Annotated in this window: 29 protein-coding genes; 3 read left to right on the top strand and 26 right to left on the bottom strand. The window is 63.8% G+C overall.

Annotated features, from left to right (window positions below):
• Nucleotides 1-11: 11 nt before the first annotated feature.
• The 3 genes from CVV68_RS10830 to glmS form a co-directional block, all read right to left on the bottom strand.
• Nucleotides 12-1,646 (bottom strand): bifunctional ADP-dependent NAD(P)H-hydrate dehydratase/NAD(P)H-hydrate epimerase, encoded by a 1,635-nt coding sequence (locus CVV68_RS10830; protein ID WP_110501026.1) that lies wholly within the window; start codon nt 1,644-1,646, stop codon nt 12-14.
• A gap of 1 nt (nt 1,647) precedes the next feature.
• A complete protein-coding gene (locus tag CVV68_RS10835; protein ID WP_110501027.1) occupies nt 1,648-1,995 on the bottom strand; it encodes a holo-ACP synthase in 348 nt (115 codons plus the stop codon).
• A 119-nt stretch (nt 1,996-2,114) separates the two neighbouring features.
• On the bottom strand, nt 2,115-4,019 hold the full coding sequence (gene glmS, locus CVV68_RS10840) for a glutamine--fructose-6-phosphate transaminase (isomerizing) (RefSeq protein ID WP_110501110.1): 1,905 nt from the start codon (nt 4,017-4,019) through the stop codon (nt 2,115-2,117).
• Nucleotides 4,020-4,159: 140 nt separating this feature from the next.
• On the opposite strand from glmS, the gene coaA reads away from it, so the two are divergent.
• The 3 genes from coaA to mscL all read left to right on the top strand — a co-directional run bounded on the left by coaA (nt 4,160) and on the right by mscL (nt 5,812).
• Nucleotides 4,160-5,128: a type I pantothenate kinase gene (gene coaA / locus CVV68_RS10845; protein WP_110501028.1), complete on the top strand. Its 969-nt coding sequence runs from the start codon at nt 4,160-4,162 to the stop codon at nt 5,126-5,128.
• 2 nt (nt 5,129-5,130) lie between these two features.
• Nucleotides 5,131-5,295 carry a D-alanyl-D-alanine carboxypeptidase family protein gene (locus CVV68_RS25135; protein WP_110501029.1) on the top strand — a complete coding sequence of 55 codons (165 nt, stop codon included), beginning with the start codon at nt 5,131-5,133 and terminating at the stop codon, nt 5,293-5,295.
• Between the two features lie 124 nt (nt 5,296-5,419).
• Complete coding sequence (mscL, locus tag CVV68_RS10855) at nt 5,420-5,812, top strand: large conductance mechanosensitive channel protein MscL (RefSeq protein WP_110501111.1); 393 nt, start codon at nt 5,420-5,422, stop codon at nt 5,810-5,812.
• A 63-nt stretch (nt 5,813-5,875) separates the two neighbouring features.
• Here mscL and glmM read toward each other — a convergent pair whose 3' ends face one another.
• From glmM to rplR, 23 genes are all read right to left on the bottom strand, one after another.
• Nucleotides 5,876-7,222: a phosphoglucosamine mutase gene (gene glmM, locus CVV68_RS10860; RefSeq protein WP_110501030.1), complete on the bottom strand. Its 1,347-nt coding sequence runs from the start codon at nt 7,220-7,222 to the stop codon at nt 5,876-5,878.
• Between the two features lie 311 nt (nt 7,223-7,533).
• Nucleotides 7,534-8,049 (bottom strand): 30S ribosomal protein S9, encoded by a 516-nt coding sequence (gene rpsI, locus CVV68_RS10865; protein ID WP_110501031.1) that lies wholly within the window; start codon nt 8,047-8,049, stop codon nt 7,534-7,536.
• 36 nt (nt 8,050-8,085) lie between these two features.
• Nucleotides 8,086-8,529, bottom strand: coding sequence for a 50S ribosomal protein L13 (rplM, locus tag CVV68_RS10870; RefSeq protein ID WP_110501032.1), 444 nt, complete (start codon nt 8,527-8,529; stop codon nt 8,086-8,088).
• A 226-nt stretch (nt 8,530-8,755) separates the two neighbouring features.
• The gene (locus tag CVV68_RS10875) at nt 8,756-9,661 is read right to left on the bottom strand and encodes a tRNA pseudouridine synthase A (protein ID WP_110501112.1); all 906 of its coding nucleotides are present in this window, start codon (nt 9,659-9,661) and stop codon (nt 8,756-8,758) included.
• A 32-nt stretch (nt 9,662-9,693) separates the two neighbouring features.
• Nucleotides 9,694-10,365 (bottom strand): 50S ribosomal protein L17, sunset domain variant, encoded by a 672-nt coding sequence (gene rplQ / locus CVV68_RS10880; protein WP_110501033.1) that lies wholly within the window; start codon nt 10,363-10,365, stop codon nt 9,694-9,696.
• 86 nt (nt 10,366-10,451) lie between these two features.
• Nucleotides 10,452-11,462, bottom strand: coding sequence for a DNA-directed RNA polymerase subunit alpha (locus CVV68_RS10885; protein ID WP_054012278.1), 1,011 nt, complete (start codon nt 11,460-11,462; stop codon nt 10,452-10,454).
• A 158-nt stretch (nt 11,463-11,620) separates the two neighbouring features.
• On the bottom strand, nt 11,621-12,022 hold the full coding sequence (gene rpsK / locus CVV68_RS10890; RefSeq protein WP_110501034.1) for a 30S ribosomal protein S11: 402 nt from the start codon (nt 12,020-12,022) through the stop codon (nt 11,621-11,623).
• 47 nt (nt 12,023-12,069) lie between these two features.
• On the bottom strand, nt 12,070-12,447 hold the full coding sequence (rpsM, locus tag CVV68_RS10895; protein WP_110501035.1) for a 30S ribosomal protein S13: 378 nt from the start codon (nt 12,445-12,447) through the stop codon (nt 12,070-12,072).
• A gap of 189 nt (nt 12,448-12,636) precedes the next feature.
• On the bottom strand, nt 12,637-12,750 hold the full coding sequence (rpmJ, locus tag CVV68_RS10900; RefSeq protein WP_011775570.1) for a 50S ribosomal protein L36: 114 nt from the start codon (nt 12,748-12,750) through the stop codon (nt 12,637-12,639).
• 29 nt (nt 12,751-12,779) lie between these two features.
• On the bottom strand, nt 12,780-13,001 hold the full coding sequence (infA, locus tag CVV68_RS10905; RefSeq protein WP_009358723.1) for a translation initiation factor IF-1: 222 nt from the start codon (nt 12,999-13,001) through the stop codon (nt 12,780-12,782).
• 233 nt (nt 13,002-13,234) lie between these two features.
• Nucleotides 13,235-14,179 carry a P1 family peptidase gene (locus CVV68_RS10910; RefSeq protein WP_110501113.1) on the bottom strand — a complete coding sequence of 315 codons (945 nt, stop codon included), beginning with the start codon at nt 14,177-14,179 and terminating at the stop codon, nt 13,235-13,237.
• A gap of 87 nt (nt 14,180-14,266) precedes the next feature.
• A complete protein-coding gene (locus tag CVV68_RS10915) occupies nt 14,267-14,635 on the bottom strand; it encodes a nuclear transport factor 2 family protein (RefSeq protein WP_170133151.1) in 369 nt (122 codons plus the stop codon).
• A 49-nt stretch (nt 14,636-14,684) separates the two neighbouring features.
• On the bottom strand, nt 14,685-16,052 hold the full coding sequence (locus tag CVV68_RS10920) for an ABC transporter substrate-binding protein (protein WP_110501037.1): 1,368 nt from the start codon (nt 16,050-16,052) through the stop codon (nt 14,685-14,687).
• Nucleotides 16,053-16,106: 54 nt separating this feature from the next.
• Nucleotides 16,107-16,943, bottom strand: a complete 837-nt coding sequence (locus CVV68_RS10925; protein WP_245933481.1) for a carbohydrate ABC transporter permease — start codon at nt 16,941-16,943, stop codon at nt 16,107-16,109.
• 128 nt (nt 16,944-17,071) lie between these two features.
• The gene (locus CVV68_RS10930) at nt 17,072-17,989 is read right to left on the bottom strand and encodes a carbohydrate ABC transporter permease (RefSeq protein ID WP_211320796.1); all 918 of its coding nucleotides are present in this window, start codon (nt 17,987-17,989) and stop codon (nt 17,072-17,074) included.
• A gap of 41 nt (nt 17,990-18,030) precedes the next feature.
• Entirely contained in the window at nt 18,031-18,750 is a 720-nt protein-coding gene (locus CVV68_RS10935; RefSeq protein WP_110501038.1) for a glycerophosphodiester phosphodiesterase, read from the bottom strand.
• A gap of 217 nt (nt 18,751-18,967) precedes the next feature.
• The gene (map, locus tag CVV68_RS10940) at nt 18,968-19,804 is read right to left on the bottom strand and encodes a type I methionyl aminopeptidase (protein WP_110501039.1); all 837 of its coding nucleotides are present in this window, start codon (nt 19,802-19,804) and stop codon (nt 18,968-18,970) included.
• A 218-nt stretch (nt 19,805-20,022) separates the two neighbouring features.
• Entirely contained in the window at nt 20,023-20,592 is a 570-nt protein-coding gene (locus CVV68_RS10945) for an adenylate kinase (protein WP_110501040.1), read from the bottom strand.
• Nucleotides 20,589-21,914 carry a preprotein translocase subunit SecY gene (gene secY, locus CVV68_RS10950; RefSeq protein WP_110501041.1) on the bottom strand — a complete coding sequence of 442 codons (1,326 nt, stop codon included), beginning with the start codon at nt 21,912-21,914 and terminating at the stop codon, nt 20,589-20,591. The genes CVV68_RS10945 and secY overlap by 4 nt, the downstream gene beginning before the upstream one ends.
• A 231-nt stretch (nt 21,915-22,145) precedes the next feature.
• Entirely contained in the window at nt 22,146-22,628 is a 483-nt protein-coding gene (gene rplO, locus CVV68_RS10955) for a 50S ribosomal protein L15 (RefSeq protein WP_110501042.1), read from the bottom strand.
• A gap of 2 nt (nt 22,629-22,630) precedes the next feature.
• On the bottom strand, nt 22,631-22,843 hold the full coding sequence (gene rpmD, locus CVV68_RS10960; protein WP_110501043.1) for a 50S ribosomal protein L30: 213 nt from the start codon (nt 22,841-22,843) through the stop codon (nt 22,631-22,633).
• Nucleotides 22,843-23,553, bottom strand: coding sequence for a 30S ribosomal protein S5 (rpsE, locus tag CVV68_RS10965; protein ID WP_110501044.1), 711 nt, complete (start codon nt 23,551-23,553; stop codon nt 22,843-22,845). Before rpsE ends, rpmD begins: the two co-directional genes overlap by 1 nt.
• On the bottom strand, nt 23,550-23,921 hold the full coding sequence (gene rplR / locus CVV68_RS10970; protein WP_110501045.1) for a 50S ribosomal protein L18: 372 nt from the start codon (nt 23,919-23,921) through the stop codon (nt 23,550-23,552). The genes rpsE and rplR overlap by 4 nt, the downstream gene beginning before the upstream one ends.
• Nucleotides 23,922-23,923: the final 2 nt, after the last annotated feature.

Consider the following 23,923-nt stretch of genomic DNA (forward strand, 5'->3'; position numbering starts at 1 on the left):
CTCCCAAGTTGTTAGCGCGTCAGTCCCGCCCAGACAGCCGGAATCCGCCCTGCCAGCATGCCTGCGTTCAGCGGCGCCCCGGCGCCATCCTGCCCCAGTCTGCCATGGAGTGCGGCCGCCAGCGCGGCGGTGGCGGGCAGGTTGTCGCGTGGCTCCCCTCCGATTCCCGGCGGACGCCCGGCACGCATGGCCAGCAGCGCCACCAGGATCCCGCCCAGGGTGTCGCCGCTGCCTGCCGTGGCCAACGACGGCGTGCCGTCCCCTTGGGTGTACGTCGGTCCGCCGGGTGACGCCACCACGGTGGTGGGGCCCTTCAGCAACACGGTGGCACCAGTGAGCCGCGCCGCCTGCCGGGCCGCCTCCACGGGCGCCGCCTCCACGTCCGTCCGGCTCCGCTCCGTTCCCAGCCGGGCCAGGAGGGTGGACAGCTCGCCCGCGTGCGGGGTCAAAACAAGCTGCGACTGCTCCGCCGCGCCCGGCTGGCCGGCACGCCCGACCAGGGTCAGCGCCCCGGCATCCACAACCGTGGGAAGACCCGAGGCCATGGCCAGCCGCGCCCGCCCAAGTTGGGCACTGTCCCCGTCGACGCCTGGGCCGGCAAGCCAGGCCTGCACCCGGACGTCCTCCGGAGACTCGGCGGAGCAGACCGCTTCAGGGTTGCGGACGTGAAGCGCGGCGGACACGGCCGGATCCCCCAGGTACCTGACCATGCCGGGCCCGCAGGCCGACGCCGCGGCCACCGAGAGCAGTGCCGCTCCGGGATACCGCGCCGAGCCTGCCACAATCCCTGCCACGCCCCGCGTGTACTTCTGGTCCGTCGACTCGGGCCGCGGCAACATGGCGGCAAGGTCCGATCCCTCCAGTCGGAGCACGTCCGGCGTGCCCAGATGTCCGGCAATGCCGAGCTCGACGACGGACACCGCGCCGCACAGCTGTTCCCCCGGTGCGGCGACGAGCCCGGTCTTGAGTGCCCCAAACGTGACGGTGAGGTCAGCGGCCAGGACGGGCCCGTACACCTCGCCGCTGGTGGCATCCACACCGCTGGGCAGGTCACACGCCACCACGGCCGGCCCGGAGCCGGCCAGGGCGCCACGCGTTCTTATTTTGCACAACTGCGCCACAACGCCGGCGGCCGGTTCCCGCAAACCCCCGCGGCCCCCGGTGCCCAGCAGCCCGTCCATGATAACGTCCGCCAGTTCCGCTTCACGCAGGAATGCGGCGGTTCCCTGGGTGTCTGGGGTTCCGGCAGTGCTGGCAGATCCGGCAGATCCGGCAGATCCGGCAGATCCGGCAGATCCTAATGTGCCGGCAGGTCCAGGGGCCACCTCCAGCACCCGCCCGCCTGCCCTGGTGAACGCTGCGAGGGCGTCGGCGCGGGTGCGCGCACTGGTGAGCAGCGCCGTCGTTCGGGCACCCTGGGAGGCGAGGTGGGCGCCGGCAAAGAGGGCGTCGGCGCCGTTGTTGCCGGAACCGATGAGCAGCATCACGCGGGCGCCGTAAACGCGGCGGCCACGGCCACGGAGAAGCGAAACCACGCCCAGGGCCAACCCGTGCCCGGCGAGCCGCATGAGCGCCGGTCCTTGGCCGGCATCAAGCAGGGGTTGTTCCGCGGCCCTGACGGCGGCGGCTGTATAGGCGCGAAGCACGTCAGCCTTCGGCGATCACCATGGCGGTGGAGATGCCGCCGTCGTGGCTCATGGACAGGTGCCAGCGCTTGATGCCCTTGGCCTTCGCGACGGCAGCCACCGTGCCTGTGACGTTGATGGTGGGCCCGTGTTCATCCAGGCCGATCCAGCAGTCCTGCCAGTTCATGCCGGCCGGCGCTCCAAGGGTCTTGGCCACGGATTCCTTGGCGGCAAATCGGGCGGCCAGCGACTGGGTGTTCAGCCCGCGTTCAGCGGGCACGAACAGCCTGTCGCGCAGCCCGGGGGTGCGCTCGAGCTGGCGGCCAAAGCGTTCAATGTCCACGACGTCCACACCAATGCCAATAATCATGCCTCCACCCTATTCCCCGCGCGCTCCCAGACGAAAAAAGCCGCCGTTCCCGTTTTTTGCCATCGTTATTGTGGTGGCAAAAAGCGGGAACGGCGGCATTTTTGCCATCCGGCGCTCAGCTACTCGACGGTGACGGACTTCGCCAGGTTGCGGGGCTGGTCGACGTCGTAGCCCTTGGCCGTGGCCAGCTCACAGGCAAAGATCTGCAGCGGCACGGTGGTGAGCAGGGGTGCCAGCAGCGCGGTGGTCTCCGGGATGTAGAACACGTGCTCGGCGTGCGCCCGCACGGATTCGTCGCCTTCCTCGGCAATCACAATGGTCTTGGCGCCGCGGGCACGAACCTCCTGGATGTTGGAAACCACCTTCGCGTGCAGGGAATCGCGGCCGCGCGGCGAGGGGACCACCACGATCACCGGCTGCCCTTCCTCGATCAGCGCGATGGGGCCGTGCTTGAGCTCGCCCGCGGCAAAGCCCTCCGCGTGGATGTAGGCAAGTTCCTTGAGCTTGAGCGCACCCTCCATGGCCACGGGGAAGCCGACGTGGCGGCCCAGGAACAGCACCGAGCGGGTGTCCGCCATGCTTCGGGCCAGTTCCTTGATCTGCCCGTCATTGGCGAGGACCTGTGCGATCTTGGCCGGCACCTTGGCCAGATCGGCCAGGACGTCCTTGATCTGGCCCTGGAACAAGTTCCCGCGCAGCTGTGCCAAATACAGGCCCAGCAGGTACGCCGCAGTGATCTGTGCCAGGAACGCCTTCGTGGAGGCGACGGCGATCTCGGGGCCGGCGTGCGTGTACAGCACGGCGTCCGATTCGCGGGGAATGGTGGAGCCGTTGGTGTTGCAGATGGCGATCGTCTTGGCACCCTGCTCGCGTGCGTAGCGCACGGCCATGAGCGTGTCCATGGTCTCGCCGGACTGGGACAGCGACACAATCAACGTCTTGTCATCGACAATCGGGTCCCGGTAGCGGAACTCATGGGACAGCTCGACCTCCGTGGGGATCCGGCACCAGTGCTCGATCGCGTACTTGGCCACCTGGCCGGCGTACGCGGACGTGCCGCAGGCCAGCACGATGATCTTGTTGATGGTCTTCAGGACGTCGGCATCGATGCGCATCTCGTCCAGGGTCAGCTTGCCCTCCAGGTCCGAACGGCCCAGCAGGGTCGCGGCGACGGCCTCCGGCTGATCGTGAATCTCCTTCTCCATGAAGGACGGGAAGCCGTCCTTCTCGGCGGCGGCCGCATCCCAGTCGACCAGGTATTCCTTGCCTTCGGCCGGCGCACCGAAGAAGTCAGTGATCGCCACCGTGTCGGCGGTGATGGTCACCACCTGGTCCTGGCCAAGTTCGACGGCGCGGCGGGTGTAGTCAATAAAGCCGGAAACGTCGGAGCCGAGGAAGTTCTCGCCGTCGCCCAGGCCCACCACGAGCGGGGAATTTCGTCGTGATGCCACGACGGTGCCCGGGTGGTCGGCATGTGCGGCAAGCAGCGTGAAGGCACCCTCGAGGCGCTGGGCCGCCAGCTGCATGGCACGGGTGAGCCGGGCGCCGTCGGCGGATCCGTCATCGGGAAGTGAGCGGTAGATATCCCCCAAAAGGACGGCGGCCACTTCGGTGTCGGTGTCGGAGACAAAAGTGTGGTCCTGCTGCAACAGCTCGGCCTTCAGCGGCGCATAGTTTTCTATGATGCCGTTGTGGATCACGGCCAGCTTGCCTCCATCCACCACGTGGGGGTGTGCGTTCTTGTCGGTTGGCCCCCCGTGGGTGGCCCAGCGCGTGTGTCCGATTCCCGTCATGGAGTCCGGCAGCGGGCGCTGCGCAAGTTCCGCCGTCAGGTTGGCCAGCTTGCCGGCCTTCTTGCGCATGGCGATCCCGCCTTCGGCCACGACAGCCACTCCGGCCGAGTCATAGCCGCGGTATTCCAGGCGGCGCAGGCCCTCCATGAGCACATCCAGGGCCTGATGGCCGGCCGGCGTTGACGTTCCATTGGCCGGGGCAGTTCCGGCGTAACCCACAATTCCACACATGAAACCAATCATAATCCCTTCTAAATTTGTAGTACGTCCTACGTTGTCAACCGAACGCGCGCCGAAAAGCGGCCGGGAGTCCCCGCCATGCCGCCGTGGACGTATTTCGCGCTGAACGGCAAACAAGGCAGAATCGGGGGGTGACATCGCAAAAATCCGAGTCCGGCAATGGCGACGGCGCCTCCCCCTTTGTGGAACTGGACCGCCAAACATGGTCGCGCCTTGCCAATCAAATCGAGCAACCCCTCAACGAGGAGGACCTCGCGCGCATCCGCGGTCTTGGTGACCAGCTCAACATGCGTGAGATTCGCGACGTTTACCTGCCGCTCTCCCGGCTTCTGAACCTGTATGTGGGCGCGGCCGGGCACCTCCACAGCGCCACCACCACGTTTCTGGGCGAGCGCGGCAGCCGCACCCCCTTTGTGATTGGCGTGGCCGGCTCCGTGGCTGTGGGAAAGTCCACCACGGCCCGCGTGCTGCGGGAGATGCTGCGCCGCTGGCCCGACACCCCCAACGTTGAGCTGGTCACCACCGACGGCTTCCTCTACCCGAACGCGGAACTGAAGCGACGCGGCCTGATGGACCGCAAGGGCTTCCCGGAATCCTACGACCGCCGCGGCCTCCTCCGCTTCGTCAGCGCAGTCAAAAGCGGCGCGGAGGAAGTCCGCGCCCCCATGTACTCACACCTGACGTATGACATCATGCCAGGCAGGGAAGTGGTGGTCCACCGCCCCGACGTGCTCATTGTGGAGGGCCTGAACGTGCTGGCCGCCGCCCGCCCTCGCCAGGACGGCCGCTCCGGGCTGGCCGTCAGCGACTTTTTCGACTTCTCCATCTATGTGGACGCAAAAACCCAGTACATCGAGCAGTGGTACATCGACCGTTTCCGCTCCCTGCGCAGCGGCGCGTTCTCCAATCCCGAGTCGTACTTCCGCCGCTATGCGGACCTGTCCGACGCGGAGGCCGTGGCCACAGCCACCGGCATCTGGAAGAGCATCAACGAACCCAACCTGCTCCAAAACGTGTTGCCTACGCGGGGGCGCGCCCAGCTGGTGCTCACCAAGGACTCCGACCACTCCATCCGCCGGATGCTGCTGCGGAAGGTGTAGATATGCCGGTGGCCGGCTTCCGCCGGGCCCGCCGTCCGCGCCCCACCCCGGCCCAGGTGTCCCTGTACAACAGCCATGTGGTCCAAAAGGGCGTTGCCGCTGCTGACACACCGTCGGGCCGGCCGGGTTTTTCCGAACACCAGACCGGCTCGGGTTTAGACGTATAAACAATTCCTTGGCCTGCACGGTGCACCGGGAAATGAATGAGCGGCCGGCAATCCGTTGGACACGGTCGGAATTCAATTTTTCATATCCAACACACGGCAGCATATTTTGCGGTACTTTGGGGTCATGTTAAAGGGATTCAGAGATTTCATCATGAAGGGCAACGTCGTAGACCTTGCCGTCGCCGTCGTAATCGGTGCCGCGTTCGGGGCCGTGGTCAACTCGCTCGTAAAGAACATCATCATGCCGCTTATTGCTGCCTTGGTAGGGGCTCCCAACTTTGACAGCTTTGGCAAAGTCACCATCAACAACAATGACATCTTGTTCGGCGTGTTCCTCACCGTCCTGGTGAACTTCATCCTGGTTGCCGCAGCCATCTACTTTGTGGTCGTCGTACCCATGAACCACATCATCGCCCGCCGCAACGCAAAGCTGGGCATTGTTGAGGAAGAGCCTCCCGTTGATCCGCAGATTGAACTCCTGACCGAAATCCGTGATTCACTTCAGGCCAGGCAATAAACCCGGCAACGATTGAGGGCGGCAACTCCATTGGAGTTGCCGCCCTCATTTTTTGAGTCTGCTTTAGAGAGACAGCTCCTTGCGCACCACTGCCACCAATTCGTTGCAGATCCGCTGCGCTGTCTCAATGTCGCCAGCCTCCACCATGACCCGGACCAGCTGCTCCGTGCCCGAGGGGCGCAACAGCACCCGGCCCGTGTCGCCCAGTTCGGTCTCGGCCTTGGCCACGGCCGCCTTCACTGCGGGCACGATGGCCGCGCGGGACTTATCAACGTCCTTGACGTTAACCATGACCTGGGGCAGCTTGCTCATCGCCGCGGCCAGGTCCTTCAGGGATTTGCCGGTCTTCGCCACCTGGGCGGCCAGATGCAGACCGGTCAGGAGCCCGTCACCGGTGGTGGCATACTCGGAGAAAATCACGTGGCCGGACTGCTCGCCGCCCAAGGTGTAGCCTCCACGGCGCATTTCTTCCAACACGTAACGGTCACCGACCGCGGTTTCACGAATGGCAATCCCGGCGTCGCGCAGGGCAATCTTCAATCCCAGGTTGCTCATGACGGTCGCCACCAGGACATTGTCCTTAAGCTCGCCGGCTTCCTTTTGCGCCAGTGCCAGCACGGCCATGATTTGGTCGCCGTCAATAATTTGGCCCTCGTGGTCAACGGCCAGGCAGCGGTCGGCGTCGCCGTCGTGGGCGATGCCAAGGTGTGCGCCGGTGGAAAGCACCATTTCCTGGAGCTTCTCCAGGTGGGTCGACCCCACGCCGTCGTTGATGTTCAAACCGTCAGGGTCGGCGCCAATGACGGTCACGGTGGCTCCGGCGTCAGTGAAGACCTGGGGCGAACAGCCGCTGGCGGCACCATTGGCGCAGTCCAGGACGATCTTCAGCCCGTCCAGGCGGTGCGGAAGTGTGCCAAGCAGGTGGACGATGTAGCGGTCCTCCGCGTCGGAGAACCGCTGGATGCGGCCCACATCGACACCGACGGGACGGAAGGCGTCATGTTGGAGCTGCTCCTCGATGGCATCTTCAACCGCGTCGGCGAGCTTTTGACCGCCGCGGGCGAAGAACTTGATGCCGTTGTCCGGGGCGGGATTGTGGGAGGCGGAAATCATCACGCCAAAATCCGCGCCGAGATCGGCGATCAGGAACGCCGTGGCCGGGGTCGGCAGGACGCCGGCGTCATAAACGTCGACACCTGCGCTGGCCAGTCCCGCCGCTACGGCGGCGCCAATGAACTCACCGCTGGCACGCGGATCCCGGGCAAGCACCGCGCGCGGGCGCTTCCCCTCACTCATTTGTTCGTGACCGAGCACCACCGCGGCGGCCTGCGCCAGCGACAATGCGAGTTCTGCCGTCAGGAGGCCATTGGCCAAACCGCGGACACCGTCTGTTCCAAATAATCTAGACATCCTGCTCAGTCTAAATCATGAACCGCGCATTCCCCGCCGCAGCACCGGGCGTCCCTTCAAGCACCGGCGCCAGCTTGGCGTTGATGCAAGGAATTCCCCGGCCACTGAGTGCCGGGGGATTTTTGTGGGAGCTGCCAATCCAGCGATTGCGGAGCTAAGCGCCAAGACAAGCCGAGGGCCCCGTGCCGAGGCACGAGGACCGGGACGGCTCCGATTAACGCGGATGGAGCCAAGCGCTGGAAACCGCACGGGGGACCAACAAAAATCCCCGGTCGCAGAGCGACCAGGGATTTTTGTTGGAGCGCGTGTTTCTAGCGCTTGGAGTACTGCGAAGCCTTGCGGGCCTTCTTGAGACCGGCCTTCTTGCGCTCGATGACGCGTGAGTCACGAGTCAGGAAGCCGGCCTTCTTCAGGGTCGCCCGGTTGTTCTCTTCGTCGATCTGGTTCAAGGAACGAGCGACTCCGAGGCGCAGGGCGCCGGCCTGGCCGGAGGGGCCACCGCCGTGGATGCGGGCAACAACGTCGTAGGCACCGTCGAGGTCGAGGATGCGGAACGGGTCGTTGACTTCCTGCTGGTGCAGCTTGTTCGGGAAGTAGTCGGCCAGCTCGCGGCCGTTCACAACCCACTTGCCGGTGCCGGGAACAACGCGCACACGGGCAATTGCCTGCTTGCGGCGTCCCACGGCTGCGCCGGGAACTGTCAGGGCCGGGCGTTCCTTCTTGGGGGCGGCGTCGGCGGCAGCTGCGCTTTCGCTGGTGTAGCTGGTCAAAACTTCTTCCTCAGCCACAACGGCTTCGGTGTTCAGCTCTTCAGTATTCTGAGCCACGATTCTCCTTGATAAATATTTAGGTGGTGGCCAGGACTACTGGGCGACCTGGGTGATTTCGAACGTCTTGGGCTGCTGGGCGGCGTGCGGGTGCTCGGCACCGCGGTAGACCTTCAGCTTGGTGATCTGCGCTGCTGCCAGCGAAGTCTTCGGGAGCATGCCGCGGACGGCCTTCTCCACTGCACGAACCGGGTTGCTTTCAAGCAGCTCCGCATAGTTCATGCTGGACAGCCCACCCGGGTAGCCGGAGTGGCGGTAGGCGCGCTTTTGCTCGAGCTTGGCGCCGGTCAGGGCCACCTTCTCGGCGTTGATGATGATGACGAAATCGCCCATATCCATATGGGGAGCGAAGGTCGGCTTGTGCTTTCCACGCAGCAGTGTTGCGGTCTGGCTGGCAAGACGGCCCAAGACAACGTCGTTGGCATCGATGATGTGCCACTGACGGTTGATATCGCCGGGCTTCGGGGTATACGTACGCACGGTTTTTGCCTTCGTTTCTTGTTCTTAGGTGGTGTCACAGATGGTTGACACCTGCTATCTATGCGTTTACCGGAACAGAGGTGAGGGCTCTAACACCAGTTATCCATACACTTCCCGATGGCGCCTGTTGGGTGGCAGTCCTGCAACCGGACCTCCAACGGGCGCGTGGTATCGAGATAGGACACGCACAACGACTACCAACGATACCGTTAATGTTGCCCGGCGGTCAAAGCGGGGACGGGGACGCCCTGCGGGCCCGCGTAAGGGTGGCCCGCTCCAGCACATCCGAGTCGTCCGGGTAGTGGACTTGCTCCAAAATCAGGGGATGCGGCGCGGCCAGGACTGAATTGGCATCCCTGACGCCTGCCAGCAGGCGCTGGTGCATCCAGTCGGGCCCCTCGCGCCCATCCCCCACACGCAGGGCTGCACCCATCAAGGCACGCACCATATTGTGGCAGAACGCGTCAGCCTGGACATTGACATTAATCACACCGTCCGGACCGCGTTCATAATCAAGGCGTTGAAGGGTTCGAACAGTCGTCGTACCTTCGCGAGGTTTGGCAAAGGCCTTGAAGTCATGCAGGCCCAACAGGGGGCGCGACGCCTGGTTCATGACGGCGACATCCAAGTCTGACTTATGCCACAGTGTCACAGCACGTTGCAAAGGGTCTCGCCGCGTGGAGGCGTCCGCAATCCGATAGCTGTAGCGCCGCCACAAGGCGGAAAAACGTGCGTCGAAGCCATGCGGCGCCGGGCCAGCCGCCACAACCTCCACGGCACCGTGAAGGTCCTTCAGCACCCATGACAGGGCCCCGTTGAGCCGGCGTTGGAGCGAGTCCCCGGGTACCACGTCGTGCCCGCGTCGGAGCCCGAGCCATTCCCCCTGCGTAACGCCCAGGTGGGCCACCTGCCCCCGGGCGTGGACGCCCGCATCCGTACGCCCGGCCACGGTCAGCCGTACCGGGCGGCGCAAGAGCATCGCGAGCGACTCTTCGAGCACGCCCTGAACTGTCAGCAGTCCGGGTTGGATGCCCCACCCACTGAATGGGCCGCCGTCGTAGGCAAGGTCAAGGCGGACACGCAAGAACCCGCCACCCCCTAAATCGGGGACAGCGGGTTCTTGATCGATCATGGCCACAAGTCTACCGTGGCGCAGAAGACTGCTTATTCAGCTTCAACGGCCTGGGCAGCTTCGCCGCCGGCAGGAACAAAGCCTGCAGCCTGGGCGGACTCGGCAGAGTCAAACCAGACTTCGGCAACCGTGGCGTCGTACCAGCGTGAGCCGGGAACGTGGAACTTCATCGAGTCCTCGTTGCCCTTGACCTCGAAGCCCTCAGGAGCTTCGTTGTCCGCGGAGGCCGGGTGCGAGCCCGCATACTTGGTTTCGGCAGCTTCAGCCGGAGCGGGCGCTTCCTCAACCGGGGCAGCCGTGGCAGCAGCAACGGTGGCTTCCTTCACGACGGCCTGCTTGGCGCTGACCGGCTCAAGAACCAGTTCGATGACGGCCATGGGGGCGTTGTCGCCCTTGCGGTTGCCGATCTTGGTGATGCGGGTGTAGCCGCCTTCGCGGTTCTCCACAGCCTTGGCGATGTCGGTGAACAGCTCATGGACGATGCCCTTGTCGCTGATCAGGCCGAGAACGCGGCGGCGGGAGGCCAGGTCCCCACGCTTGGCGAAGGTGACCAGTCGCTCGGCGTAGGGGCTCAGGCGCTTGGCCTTGGTCAAGGTGGTGGTGATCCGCTTGTGCTCGAAAAGGGCAGCGGACAAGTTCGCGAGCATCAAGCGCTCGTGAGCCGCGCCGCCTCCGAGGCGGGGACCCTTGGCGGGTGTAGGCATGGTGTTTCTCCTCAAGTATTAGCCGCACCGCGGCAGGCACATCGTTTGTGCCTGCCGGGGACGGCCAAAAAATTAGTTGTTCGTCTTTAGAGTTCGTCGTCGCCGTAGGCGTCGTCGTTCTCGTCGATGGCTGCGGCACGGGCGGCCAGGTCAAATCCTGGAGGGGAATCCTTCAGGGAGAGGCCCAGTTCAACCAGCTTTGCCTTTACCTCGTCGATGGACTTCGCACCAAAGTTGCGAATGTCCATCAGGTCAGCCTCGGAGCGAGCAACAAGTTCACCCACGGAGTGGATGCCCTCACGCTTGAGGCAGTTGTAGGAACGGACGGTCAGGTCCAGGTCCTCGATCGGCAGGGCCATGTCGGCGGCGAGGGCGGCATCCGTCGGGGACGGGCCAATCTCGATGCCTTCAGCTGCGGTGTTCAGCTCACGGGCCAGGCCAAAGAGTTCAACCAGCGTGGTTCCGGCGGAGGCGATGGCATCCCGCGGGGAGATGGCCTGCTTCGTCTCCACGTCAACAATCAGCTTGTCGAAGTCGGTGCGCTGTTCGACACGGGTGGCTTCCACACGGAAGGTCACCTTCAGAACCGGCGAGTAGATCGAGTCGACCGGGATGCGGCCGATTTCGGAATCTGCAGACTTGTTCTGGGCTGCCGAAACATAGCCGCGGCCGCGCTCAATGGTCAGTTCGAGTTCGAACTTGCCCTTAGAGTTCAACGTCGCAATGTGCATGTCCGGGTTGTGGAATTCCACACCCGCCGGCGGTGCGATGTCGGCAGCCGTGACGACGCCGGGACCCTGCTTGCGCAGGTAGGCGACGACGGGCTCGTCATGCTCGCTGGACACGGACAGGCCCTTGATGTTCAGGATGATCTCAGTGACATCTTCCTTCACACCGGGAACCGTGGTGAACTCGTGCAGAACGCCATCGAGGCGGATGCTGGTGACAGCAGCGCCGGGGATGGAGGACAACAGGGTCCGACGGAGGGAGTTTCCCAGGGTGTAGCCGAAGCCGGGCTCCAACGGTTCGATGACGAACCGGGACCGGTTTTCGGAGACTACTTCTTCAGAGAGGGTGGGGCGCTGTGCAATGAGCACTGGGGTTTCCTTTCAGCGAGCATCCGCTATATGACGCAACACAGGTAGTGGAAAAGGCGGCTGTCGACTTAACGGCGGCGAAGTTGGCCCTCCCCGGAGGCTTTTCGTCCGGGGACGAAAGCACAAGGGAAAGGCCAACTCACACTGCGTTGGTGTCGTTAGACGCGACGGCGCTTGGGCGGACGGCAGCCGTTGTGGGCGCTGGGGGTGACATCCGAAATGGAGCCAACCTCAAGACCAGCAGCCTGCAGCGAACGGATAGCCGTTTCGCGGCCCGAGCCCGGACCCTTTACAAAAACGTCAACCTTACGCAGTCCGTGCTCCTGTGCGCGCTTGGCAGCTGCTTCAGCAGCCATCTGTGCGGCGTACGGAGTCGACTTGCGCGAGCCCTTGAAGCCAACCTCGCCGGCGGAAGCCCACGAGATGACGTCACCGTTCGGGTCCGTGATGGACACGATGGTGTTGTTAAAGGTGCTCTTGATGTGCGCCTGGCCCAGCGCGATATTCTTTTTATCCTTGCGACGCGGCTTACGAACCGCTCCACGAGTCTTTGGGGGCATTTTATTCTCCTACGAAAGTTTTTTTGAGGGGACGGTACTGACCAATGTCAGCGGCCGGCCTTCTTCTTGCCTGCGACGGTGCGCTTCGGGCCCTTGCGGGTACGAGCGTTGGTCTTCGTGCGCTGGCCGTGCACGGGCATGCCGCGACGGTGGCGGATGCCCTGGTAGCTGCCGATTTCAACCTTGCGGCGGATATCTGCTGCAACCTCGCGGCGAAGGTCACCCTCAACCTTGTAGTTACCCTCGATGTTGTCACGCAACTGAACGAGTTCAGCGTCAGAAAGGTCCTTGACGCGGACATCCGGTGAGATGCCCGTTTCGGTCAGGACGTTCTTTGCACGGGTCTTGCCCACGCCGTAGATGTATGTAAGCGCTACTTCCAACCGCTTTTCGCGGGGAAGGTCTACGCCAGCGAGACGTGCCATAATGGCTGCTCCTTGTGTAAACCGGAGGTCGTAGGCAGTACACCCGCATTATTTCCCAATGCGGCCCCGGCCTCCGACCGGGGGTCCGTTGGCCGGTTGCGGAAGTGGTTCCGCCTTCGTCCAACTTGTGCTGCCTTATTAATTTACTTGCGTGAGCGGCTGCCCGGGGTCTTCCTCGAAGGAGGAAGCTTAGCCCTGGCGCTGCTTGTGGCGCGGGTTCTCGCAGATCACCATGACCCGCCCGTTACGGCGAATCACCTTGCACTTGTCGCAGATCTGCTTGACGCTCGGCTTGACCTTCATGGCATTCCTTTGCGTGATTGCAGTTGTGGTTATTTGTAGCGGTAGACGATGCGACCACGGGTGAGGTCGTAAGGGCTCAGCTCCACCACAACTCGGTCCTCAGGAAGGATACGAATGTAGTGCTGGCGCATTTTTCCTGAGATATGGGCAAGAACGATGTGCTTGTTGGTCAGCTCAACACGAAACATCGCGTTGGGCAGCGCTTCAGTCACAACGCCCTCGATCTCAATGACCCCGTCTTTCTTGGCCATATCCTCCGCTAACTTTGTTGCGCCGGCGCGGTTAGGCCCGGATTGGGCACAACACGACCAGCATTGGGTTTACTACTAATATTTGTTCGTCTGAATTCACGACGGATGACCCCGGCGTGACACCGGGAATCCGCAGCGCACCCCAATGACTAGCGGGCACAGACAACCAACAACCCACTCTACGGCAAAGCGTCAAATATGTTAAATTGCCCAGCGGCTCCGGGTCTGTGATTTTAAGCGTCTGCGGCCGGAAACGGTCGCCACGTGCCGGCAGTCGTTGTCACTTCTTCGGCTGCTGCCACGCCGTCAATAATTGCCAGCCGGACGGCTTCGGCTGCTGCGCTTTGGAGTTCGATCATCGTCGCAACGGCCAGCTGCGGATCATGCGCCAGCGTCACGGCGCCCGTGGCAAGCGCAAAGATGGTGTCGCCGTCGGCGAGCGTGTGGACGGGGTTCAGGGCCCTGGCCATGCCGGCATGCGCGGCGGTTGCCGTGCGCTGCGCCTCCGCCACAGTCATGGTGGCGTTCGTGGCCACCACCACCAGCGTGGTGTTCAACCCTCCCCCGGCCGAGGGCGGCACTGACCCCGGGTGCCAAGGCACCCCGGCCGCGTTCACCACGGCCAGGGCCCCAACCACCATTTGGCTGTTCTTCCCCGCCAACCGGACGGAGGCAGTCCCCAGCCCGCCCTTGAAGACCCCTGCCCCAAGGGCCGCGCCCATCCCGGCTCCGGCGTTCCCACGTTCGACGTCGGCCCCTTCGGCGCTGCGTGCCGCGTCCAGTGCCGCCTCGTACCCCATGGTGGCGTCGGGCCGTGCGGCAAAGTCGCCTCCCCTGCCCAGGTCAAAGATCGCCGCAGCGGGCACGATCGGCACCACCCCGCCGGGCACCGGGAAGCCGCGGCCGTTTTCCTCGCACCAGCGCTGCACTCCCCCGGCTGCGGCCAGCCCATAGGCGCTGCCGCCCGTGAGCACCACGGCATCCACGGTGGGAACCAGCGTGGACGGATCCAGGGCATCGGTTTCGTGCGTGCCGGGCCCTCCGCCGCGGACGTCGACCGATCCGATCGTTCCCGGCGGCGGCAGCACGACGCTGACGCCGGTGAGCCAGCCGCCGCCCCGGCGCTGTGCCTGCCCGACCCTGATGCCGGGCACGTCCGTGATGGAACCGTTCGTCATTGCATGTCCTTCCGGCCGGGTGCGGGTGTTGCTGTCCCCGACCATGGTAGGTCCAAAACATGAAAGATGCGTTCGGTGGCCCGGCGGTCAGCCTGGCCGTGTCCCGGCCGGCGCCACCTCGTCCACATCCGCCCATACTTCGGTCATCTCAGCGATGAGGCCGTTCCGCAGGGTGATGAAGGTGGCCACCTCAAAGTGCTGAAGCTGCTGCCCCGAGCGGCCTGTGACCAACGATCTTCCAGCGGCCCTGTTATCCGTTCCCACGCAGTCTTCAAGCACCAAATGTTCAAAGCCTGGGTATCCGGCGTTGAGCCGCACCCATGCGGGACCGTCAAAGACTTCACCGGTGTGGACGTAGCGGCACACAAAGTCCTCGTGCAGCAGGGACGGTAATTCATCCCAATTGTGTGCATCGATCGTCGCGGCAAGGCGGGCCATCACGGCGGGTGCGTCCATGTCTTCAGCGTTCCACATCCGGACGCCCCGACGCCACCATCAAGCGCGCTCAGCTCTTCAGTTTGGGCTTGACAGTCTTGGTGTAGATCCCTTCCAGCTTTTCCGCCAGTGCGGTCAGCGTCGCCTTGACGTCTGCCTTTTCATTCATGATCTTCGCTGCGGCGTCAGCCATTTCCTGGTCGGCACCGGGCAGGAACACCCGGCCGTAGTCCTGGCTTCGCGTCACCTTCAGCTGGTCCAGCGCCACCTGGATTTGTGGCGTGGTGGCCAGCACCGACGTCATGTCCGCGTCGGTGCGCACCGGCATGTAACCGGTTGCCGCCGAGAACTTGGCGGTGCTTTGGGCGTTCGTCATGAAGGAAACGAACTTGGCGGAGGCGAGCTGGCGCTCGGGGGACGTCTTGGCGGCAATAACGAGCCCGGCGCCGCCGGTGGGGCACACCGGGGAGGCTGAAACGGCACCGCCGGGCAGGAATCCCACACCGATGTTCATGTTGGCTGCCTTGGCGGCCTTGAGCGTGCCGACCAGGTCACCCGTTGAGCTCACGGTTGAACTGACGGCCCCGGCGGTCATGTCGGAGACGGCGTCGTTGGAGGATACTCCGGCCCATCCGTCCTTGACAATGGTGTCCTGCACCCACTGGATGGCCTGGACGGAAGCTTCTGAATTTGCTGTAAGGGTCCACTCCTTGGACCAGCCGCCGCCCTGGCCCCACAAGACGTTTTGCAGGGTCCAGCCGGCATAGCCGGCCAGTGCCGGGTACTGGTAGGCGTGCTGGTAGCCGGCCTTCTTGGCGTTGGCGGCCTGGATCTTGGGCGCCCATTGCGCAAATTCTTCCCAGGTCTTCGGAGCCCGGTCCGGCAGGCCGGCAGCCTTGAAGTGGTCCTTATTGTAGTAAAAGAGCGGAGTGGACCGGGCGTAGGGTACTGCCCAGTGCTTTTGCGCATAGTTGTAGTCGCCGTACAAGGTGGCGTTGAAGCCATCGGTCTTATCGCCCACTGTTGCCAGCAGCTCGTCATTCGCCACCACGGTGTCCGCAATGGCGTACCTGAACCACCAAACATCGGAAGCGACGACGACGTCGGGCACATTGTTGCCCGCCTGCGACGTCTGGAACTTCTGGGCCACTTCCTCGTAGTTGGCTCCGCCGGTGACCAGGTCCACGGTTATCCCGGGGTTGGCTGCCTCAAACTCCTTGATGAGCTGGGCTTCAACGTTAGCCGACTTCCCGGGGTGGCTGGACATGAACGTGATCTTGGCCGCGGGCTTGACCTTGGACCAATCCGTGATGGCAGCACCGGCTGCTCCGGCGCCCGCACCGGTGGTGCTCGGTCCGCCGCAGGCAGCCAGGGCCGCTGCCCCCAGGCCGAGCCCGGCAACACTGAGGAAGTTTCTGCGGTTGAATGCTCGTTTCATGGTGAATTCTTCTTTCTCGTAGGAATTGCAGTCGGAAGGGAAAACAGTGGCGCACTAGCCGGTGACGGAGCCCTGGGTGAGTCCGGCGACGATGAAGCGTTGCAGGGCGGCAAAGATGACCAGGATCGGAATGATGACGATCACGGCCCCGGCCATGAGCACTCCCCACGCCTGTGCAGTGGAGTCGCTGTTGGCCAGCAGCGTCAGGCCTACGGGCAGTGTCATCATCTCCGGTCTGTCGGTGACGATGAGCGGCCAGATGTAGTCGTTCCATTCCCCCACAATGGTCACCAGCGTCACGGTCGCGATGCTGGGGCCCGAGATGGGCACCACCACCTGCCACAGCCTGCGGAAGTGTCCGGCACCGTCAATCTCCGCGGCTTCCAGGATGGAGGCCGGCAACGTCAAAAAATGTTGACGGAGCAGAAACGTGCCAAAGGCGGTGCCAAGCCCGGGCAGGATGATGCCCCAATACGTGTTCAGGCCGTTCAGGCCGGCAATGAAGATGTAGTTGGGCAGCACCGATACCTGCGGCGGCACCATCAGGGCCACGAGGATGGCCAGGAAGATCGCCCGCTTGAAGGGGAACCGGACAAAGACCAGTGCGTAGGCGGTCAGGACCGCCAGGACGCACTTGATGGTTGAACCGACCACGGTGACAATGACGCTGTTGGCGAAGAACCGGGCGAACGGCACCGTCGTGGCGGCCTGGGCATAGTTGTCCAGTGTGGGATTGCGTGGCAGGACCGTGAGGTCGGTGGTGATGATTTCGCCGGGCGACTTCAGCGAGGAGAGCACCATCCAAGCCAAGGGGGCGGCGACCACCACGGTGGCCAGCAGCAGGGGCAGGTATCCGGTGGCGAGGGTGCGGGCCAGATTTGCCCGGGACAGGGGCCGTTCCCGGCGCTCTGGCGCAACTGGTCCCTTGGCGTCCGAAAAGTTCGTGGCATCCGGGGCGTTCCCGGCAATGCCCCGTGCAGGGGATGCGGCGTTCCCGGCAGCGGCGGTGGTTGGGGCGCTCACGCGTAGTGGACCTTTCGTTCGACGAAGCGCAGCTGAAGCCCCGTCATGATGAGCAGGAGCACAAACAGCACCACCGAGATGGCGGCTGAGTAGCCGGCCCTGTTGTACGCGCCGAACGCCTGCAGATATGCCTCAAAGATGAGCGTTCCGGTGCCGTTGCCCGTGGGCGTCATGATCTTGATGATGTCGAATGCCTGCAGCGAGCTCAGCAGGCTGGTGATCAGCAGGAAGAATGTGGTGGGTGAGAGCAGGGGGAAGGAGACGAGGAAAAAGCGCCGCAGCGGGCCTGCACCATCCAGGGCCGCCGCCTCCATGACGTCCTGCGGCAGGGATTGCAGTCCTGCCAGATACACCACGGCGCAGTACCCCAGGTTCTTCCACACGTACACGATGATGACCATCACCAAGGACAGCTTTGGGTCGTTGATCCACTGCGGGCTGGCCATGCCCACGCTGCGCAGCACCCAGGAAAGTGCCCCGTAGACCGGGTCGAAAATGAACAGCCACACCATGCCCACTCCCACTCCCGAGAGGACATAGGGGGCAAACACCGCAGACCTGGCCAGCGTACGCCCGGGCACTTTCTGGTTCAGCGACACTGCCACCAACAGGCCCAGGACCATGGATCCCCCGACGGTGGCCACCGTGAAGATCCCGGTGGCGCCCAGCACGGCCGGGGCGTCCGGCGAGGTGAAGAACTCCACGTAGTTGCCGAACCCCACCACTGTGGCGTCCATGGCGCCGAGCGTCCAGTCCAATGTCGAGTAATACATGTTCACCAGCAGGGGCCGGTAGGTGAAGAACGCAATCAACGCCAGGTTGGGAAGCGCCAGCGCCAGAAACACCCACGCGTCCCGGCGCGCCCTCGAACCGCCAGCCCGTCCGCGGCGCCCGGCCGAATCCAGTGCGCTCATTGTGCTGGCCATTTCAGGCGCCCGCTGTTCCGCACGGTCCCTTACCGCCCCAGGAACGGAGTGGAAAGGGCGTTGCGGATCAGCTCGGGATCGTCCGCGCACAGGGCGTCCACGCCGAATCCTGCCAGCTCGCGGGCACGTCCTTCATCATTGACGGTCCAGGCCCAGGCCGCCAGCCCTTTGGCGTGGATGGTGTCAACGGCTTCCCGGTCCAGGCACCCCTCCCAGACGGACACGCCGGAGCTGCGGTGCATGAGTGCAAAATTGAGGGCTTCGCCCAGGTCGCCGGGACCGCCCGGCCCGATCGAATGGCCCAACGTGAGCGGGTAACAGTCGCTGTCCGGGGCCAGCCGCCGTACTTCTGCCAGGGCGCGCCAGTCGCTGGAGGAGGCAAACCAATCAAGCTCCGCCCGGCCGGCGACGGCCCCGAGCACGGGCCTGACGACGGCGGCGTCTTTGATCTCGATGTTCACTCGCACCTTGCCCGCGGCCAGGTCCAGGACCTGCGCCAACGACGGCACATGTTGGCGGTGTCCGGCGTCGAGCAGGTTCAGCTGCCTTGCGGTGAATTCCGCGACAACACCGGTGCCGTTGGTGGTCCGGTCGACGGTGCCGTCGTGGATGACCACCGGCACGCCGTCCCCGGACAGGTGCACGTCGAGTTCAATGCCTTCAACACCAAGCTCGATCGCGCGGGCAAAGGAGGCCAGCGTGTTTTCCGGGTAGTGTGCCGAAACGCCTCGGTGGGCATAGATGCGCATGTGTCTTGGCACCCCTCCTCGATTGGACCGCGGCGGTCCGGCCCGCCGTGTTGCGGTGCCTGCCACGGCCTCACGCTCCACGCTAGGGTCCCGCGGTCCACCTTTGGTGACGGGCAGGTGGACGGGACGCAACGGGGGGTTAAATAGTTGTGCCACGGTCCCGGCGAATTGTTCGCCGGGACCGTGGCGTGCGTTAGGGGCGCAGCCGGAGTGGTGGTCAGCCCAGCGGAACGGGGGTGACGCCCAACGGCGCCAGTCGCCCCGCTCCGCCGTCGGCCGCTGTCAACACCCAGATGCCCTTGGCATGGACAGCCACGGAATGCTCCCAGTGCGCGGCCCGGGCCCTGTCCTCGGTGACAACTGTCCAATCATCGGCCAGCGTCCTGGTTTCCAGGCCGCCGCGCACCAGCATGGGCTCAATGGCCAGGCACATGCCGGGCTTGAGCTTGGGGCCGCGGTGCTTGGAACTGTAGTTGAGCACGTCGGGGGCCATGTGCATGGCCGAACCAATGCCGTGGCCGACATAGTCCTCGAGGATTCCCAGCGGATTTCCCGGCTGGGAGGTGACATACTCGTCAATCGCGTCACCGATGTCGCCGACGTACTTGGCCGTTGCCATGGCAGCGATGCCGCGCCACATGCCTTCCTCGGTGACGTCGCTCAGGCGGCGGTCCTGGGGGTCTTCAGCCGTGGCGCCGCCCACAATGGTGGTGCGGGCGGAGTCGGAATGCCAGCCTTCCACGATGGCCCCGCCGTCGATGGACAGGACGTCGCCGGCCTTGAGCGCACGCTGGCCGGGGATGCCGTGGACCACTTCCTCGTTGACGGAGGTGCAGATCGACGCCGGGTAGTCGTAATAGCCCAGGAAGTTTGAAGTGGCGCCGGCCTTCTTGATCAGGCGGGCAAAGATGGCGTCCAGTTCACCGGTGGTGGTGCCCGGCGCGGCGGCGGCGATCACCTGGTCCAGCGCGTCATCGAGAATGAGCCCGCTGCGATGCATGATGCGCATCTGGTCGATGGTCTTGTACTCAATCCGCTGCTGGCCAAATGCCATGGCTGGATCCCTTCACTGGAAAAAACGTTGAGGGCTCCTTCCCACTCGCGGGAAAGAGCCCTCCTCTCTTGCATGGCACCCATTTGAGTGCCGGGGAGGGCGTGGTGGGCCCACGCGCCCGAGGGGCCCCGGGTGAGGAACGAGGCCGGGGAGGGCGTGGTGGGCCCACGCGCCCGAGGGGCCCCGGGTGAGGAACGAGGCCGGGGAGGGCGTGGGGACTACGCGCCCCTGATGGCGTCCATGACGCGGGCCGTGACATCGTCGATGTCCCCAAGCCCGTCGACCTTGGCCAGGATGCCGCGCTCCGCATAGCGGGCAACCACAACTTCGGTCTGTTCACGGTAAAGATCCAGCCGGTGGCGGATCACAGCTTCGGTGTCGTCGCTGCGCCCCGTGTCCTGCGCACGGCCATGGAGGCGCTTGACCAGTTCCTCGTCGTCGGCAGTCAGCTGCACCACAACATCAAGGGTGGCGCCCGCCGTGGCCAGGATGTCGTCGAGCTCGTCAACCTGTGCCGTGGTGCGGGGGTAACCGTCCAGGAGAAAGCCGTCAACGACGTCGTCCTGGGCGAGCCGGTCACGGACCATCCGGTTGGTCACGCTGTCTGGAACGAAGTCGCCATTGTCCATGTACTGCTTCGCTTCCAGGCCCAACGGGGTCTCACCCTTGACGTTGGCACGGAAAATGTCGCCCGTGGAGATGGCAACAATGCCCAGCTCCCCACAGATGCGTTCAGCCTGCGTTCCTTTTCCTGACCCGGGGGGTCCAATGATCAGCATTCTTGTCATCGCAATAGCCCTTCGTAGTGGCGCTGTTGGAGTTGTGCATCAATCTGCTTGACCGTCTCCAACCCGACACCGACAATAATCAACAGCGAGGTTCCGCCGAACGGGAAGTTCTGGTTTGCCCCGATCATGACGAGGGCGATCAACGGGATCAGGGCAACGATGCCCAGGTACAACGATCCCGGCAGGGTAACGCGGGAGATTACATACTGCAGGTAGTCCTGCGTCGGCTTACCGGCACGAATGCCGGGGATGAACCCGCCGTACTTCTTCATGTTGTCAGAGACTTCTTCCGGATTGAAAGTAATCGCGACATAGAAGTACGTAAAGCCAATGGTCAGCAGGAAGTACATCAACATGTAGATCGGATGGTCGCCACGTGTGAGGTAGTTGTTGATCCATTCGATCCAGCCCGGAACGTTGGCACCGTTCTTAGGCGTGGCGAACTGCGCCAGCAATGCCGGCAGGTACAGCATCGACGAGGCAAAGATGACGGGGATGACGCCGGCCATGTTGACCTTGATCGGGATGTACGTGCTGGTGCCGCCCATGGTGCGGCGGCCAATCATGCGCTTGGCGTACTGAACCGGCACACGTCGCTGCGACTGTTCCACAAATACAACCAGTGCCACGATGACCAGGCCAAGGACCAGGACGATGAGGAAGGTGCCCCAGCCCTGGGTCTTCAGGATGGCGCCGAGGGAGGTCGGGAACTGGGCCGCGATGGCGACAAAGATCAGCAGGGACATGCCGTTGCCGACGCCCTTTTCGGTGACGAGCTCGCCCATCCACATGATCAGGCCGGAGCCGGCGGTCAGGGTTAGGATCAACAGGCCAATGGTCACCAGGTTGTCGTTGGGGATCAGGGCGCCGGCGCTGCCCGCGGCACCACAGCCGGAGAACAACTGGCCGGAACGGGCCAAGGTCACCAGGGTGGTGGCGTTAAGGAGGCCAAGTGCGATGGTCAGGTAACGCGTGTACTGCGTCAGCTGGCCCTGGCCCTGGGCTCCTTCGAGGTGAAGTTCCTGGAAACGGGGAATGACGACACGCAGCAGCTGGACGATGATGCTCGCGGTGATGTACGGCATAATTCCCAGCGCAAAGATGGAAACCTGCAGCAAGGCGCCGCCGCTGAACAAGTTCACAAGCTGGTAAATGCCCTGGCTTGTGTTAGCGCTGCTCACGCATTGTTGGACATTTCGGTAATCAATTCCGGGCGAGGGGATGAAAGCACCCAGGCGGAAGATGGCGAGGATTCCCAGCGTGAACAACAACTTGCGTCGCAGATCAGGCGTGCGAAAGGCGCGGCCAAATGCGGTAAGCAAGCGTCCTCCTGATGTCTAGTGGTGAAAGTAAGGGCTCTCAAGTGAACCCAAGGAAAGATTCTAGCGGGTGATCTGGCTCGCACTGAAACTGCGGGGGCGGGCTGCCGGGCAAGGCCGGCGGACCGAAGGCTGTCACGGAAGGCTGTCACGGAAGCAAAAGACTCCTGGCGGGCGGAACATAAGCCCCGCCCACCAGGAGTCTAGTCGCTAGATGTGCGCATTTTGAACTGTTTACAGTTCGGTGGCGGTGCCACCTGCAGCAGTGATCTTTTCCGCTGCGCTGGTGGAGAAGGCGTGGGCGGAGACATCAACCTTGACGGTGATGTCGCCGGTGCCCAGCACCTTCACGGGCTGGTTCTTGCGAACGGCACCCTTTTCAACCAGTGTTTCGACGGTGACAACGCCACCTTCGGGGAAGAGCTCGCTCAGCTTGTCCAGGTTTACAACCTGGAACTCGACGCGGAACGGGTTCTTGAAGCCACGCAGCTTCGGCAGGCGCATGTGCAGCGGCAACTGGCCGCCGGCAAAGCCAGCCTTGATCTGGTAGCGGGCCTTAGTACCCTTGGTACCGCGGCCTGCGGTCTTACCCTTGGATCCTTCACCACGGCCAACACGGGTTTTAGCCGTCTTGGCGCCAGGTGCCGGGCGCAGGTGGTGAATCTTCAGTGCATTCTGCTTCTCAGCAGTTTCTACAGTCTTCTTTTCAGCAGCCACTTTTACTTCGCCTCCTCAACCTTTACCAGGTGCGGAACCGTGTTGATCATGCCCGCGGTCACTGCGTCAGCCGTACGGACAACAGAGTCGCCGATGTGCTTCAGGCCCAGTGAGCGAAGGGTATCCTTCTGGTTCTGCTTGCCGCCAATGACGGACCTGGTCTGCGTGATTTTCAGCTTCGCGTCGGAAACCTGAATGTTCTTTGGTGTTGTCATTACAGACCTGCCTTTTGCATATTGCGCAGCAGCACAGCCGGGGCGACCTCATCCAAGGGCAGGCCGCGGCGAGCCGCAACAGCCTTGGGGTCTTCCAGGCGCTTGAGCGCATCAACCGTTGCATGAACAATGTTGATGGCGTTCGAGGATCCGAGGGACTTGGACAGCACATCGTGGATGCCAACGCATTCCAGCACGGCGCGCACCGGACCACCGGCAATAACACCGGTACCGGCAGCAGCCGGACGCAGCAGGACGACGCCGGCAGCGGCTTCGCCCTGGACGCGGTGCGGAACCGTCTTGCCGATCAGCGGGACGCGGAAGAAGGACTTCTTGGCCTCTTCAACACCCTTGGCAATGGCCGCGGGAACTTCCTTGGCCTTGCCGTAGCCGACGCCAACCAGACCGTTGCCGTCGCCGACGATCACCAGGGCGGTGAAGCTGAAGCGACGACCACCCTTGACGACCTTGGCCACACGGTTGATGTTTACAACGCGCTCGATGAACTGGTTCTTCTCGGCCTCGCGGCCGCCGTCGCGCCCACGGCCACGGCCGCCGTCGCGACCGCCTTCGCGGCCGCCACGACCACCTTCGCGACCGCCGCGGCCACGGCCGCCGTCGGTTGCTGCTGCAGTCTCGGTCTTCGCAGCCGCTCCGTCAGTTGCAGTTGCTTCTGACACAGTGTTCTCCTTGTTAATGTTTTCGGTCACAGTGCCAGACCGCCTTCACGTGCGCCGTCAGCAACAGCTGCAACACGGCCGTGGTACCGGTTACCGCCACGGTCGAAGACAACCGCGTCGATTCCGGCAGCCTTGGCGCGCTCGGCAACGAGCTCGCCAATGCGCTTGGCCTTGGCGGTCTTGTCACCGTCGAAGGAGCGCAGGTCTGCTTCGAGGGTCGACGCCGACACCAGGGTCAGGCCCTGGGTGTCATCGATGACCTGCACGAAGATGTGACGGGCAGAGCGGTTGACCACCAGACGCGGTCGAACAGTGGTGCCGCTGACGCGCTTGCGCACGCGCAGGTGGCGACGGCCGCGTGCTGCGGCCTTGGACTTTCCTCTTACGGATAGTGCCATGG

The sequence above is a fragment of the Arthrobacter livingstonensis genome (genome assembly GCF_003219815.1).
In the GTDB taxonomy this organism is placed as follows: domain Bacteria; phylum Actinomycetota; class Actinomycetes; order Actinomycetales; family Micrococcaceae; genus Specibacter; species Specibacter livingstonensis.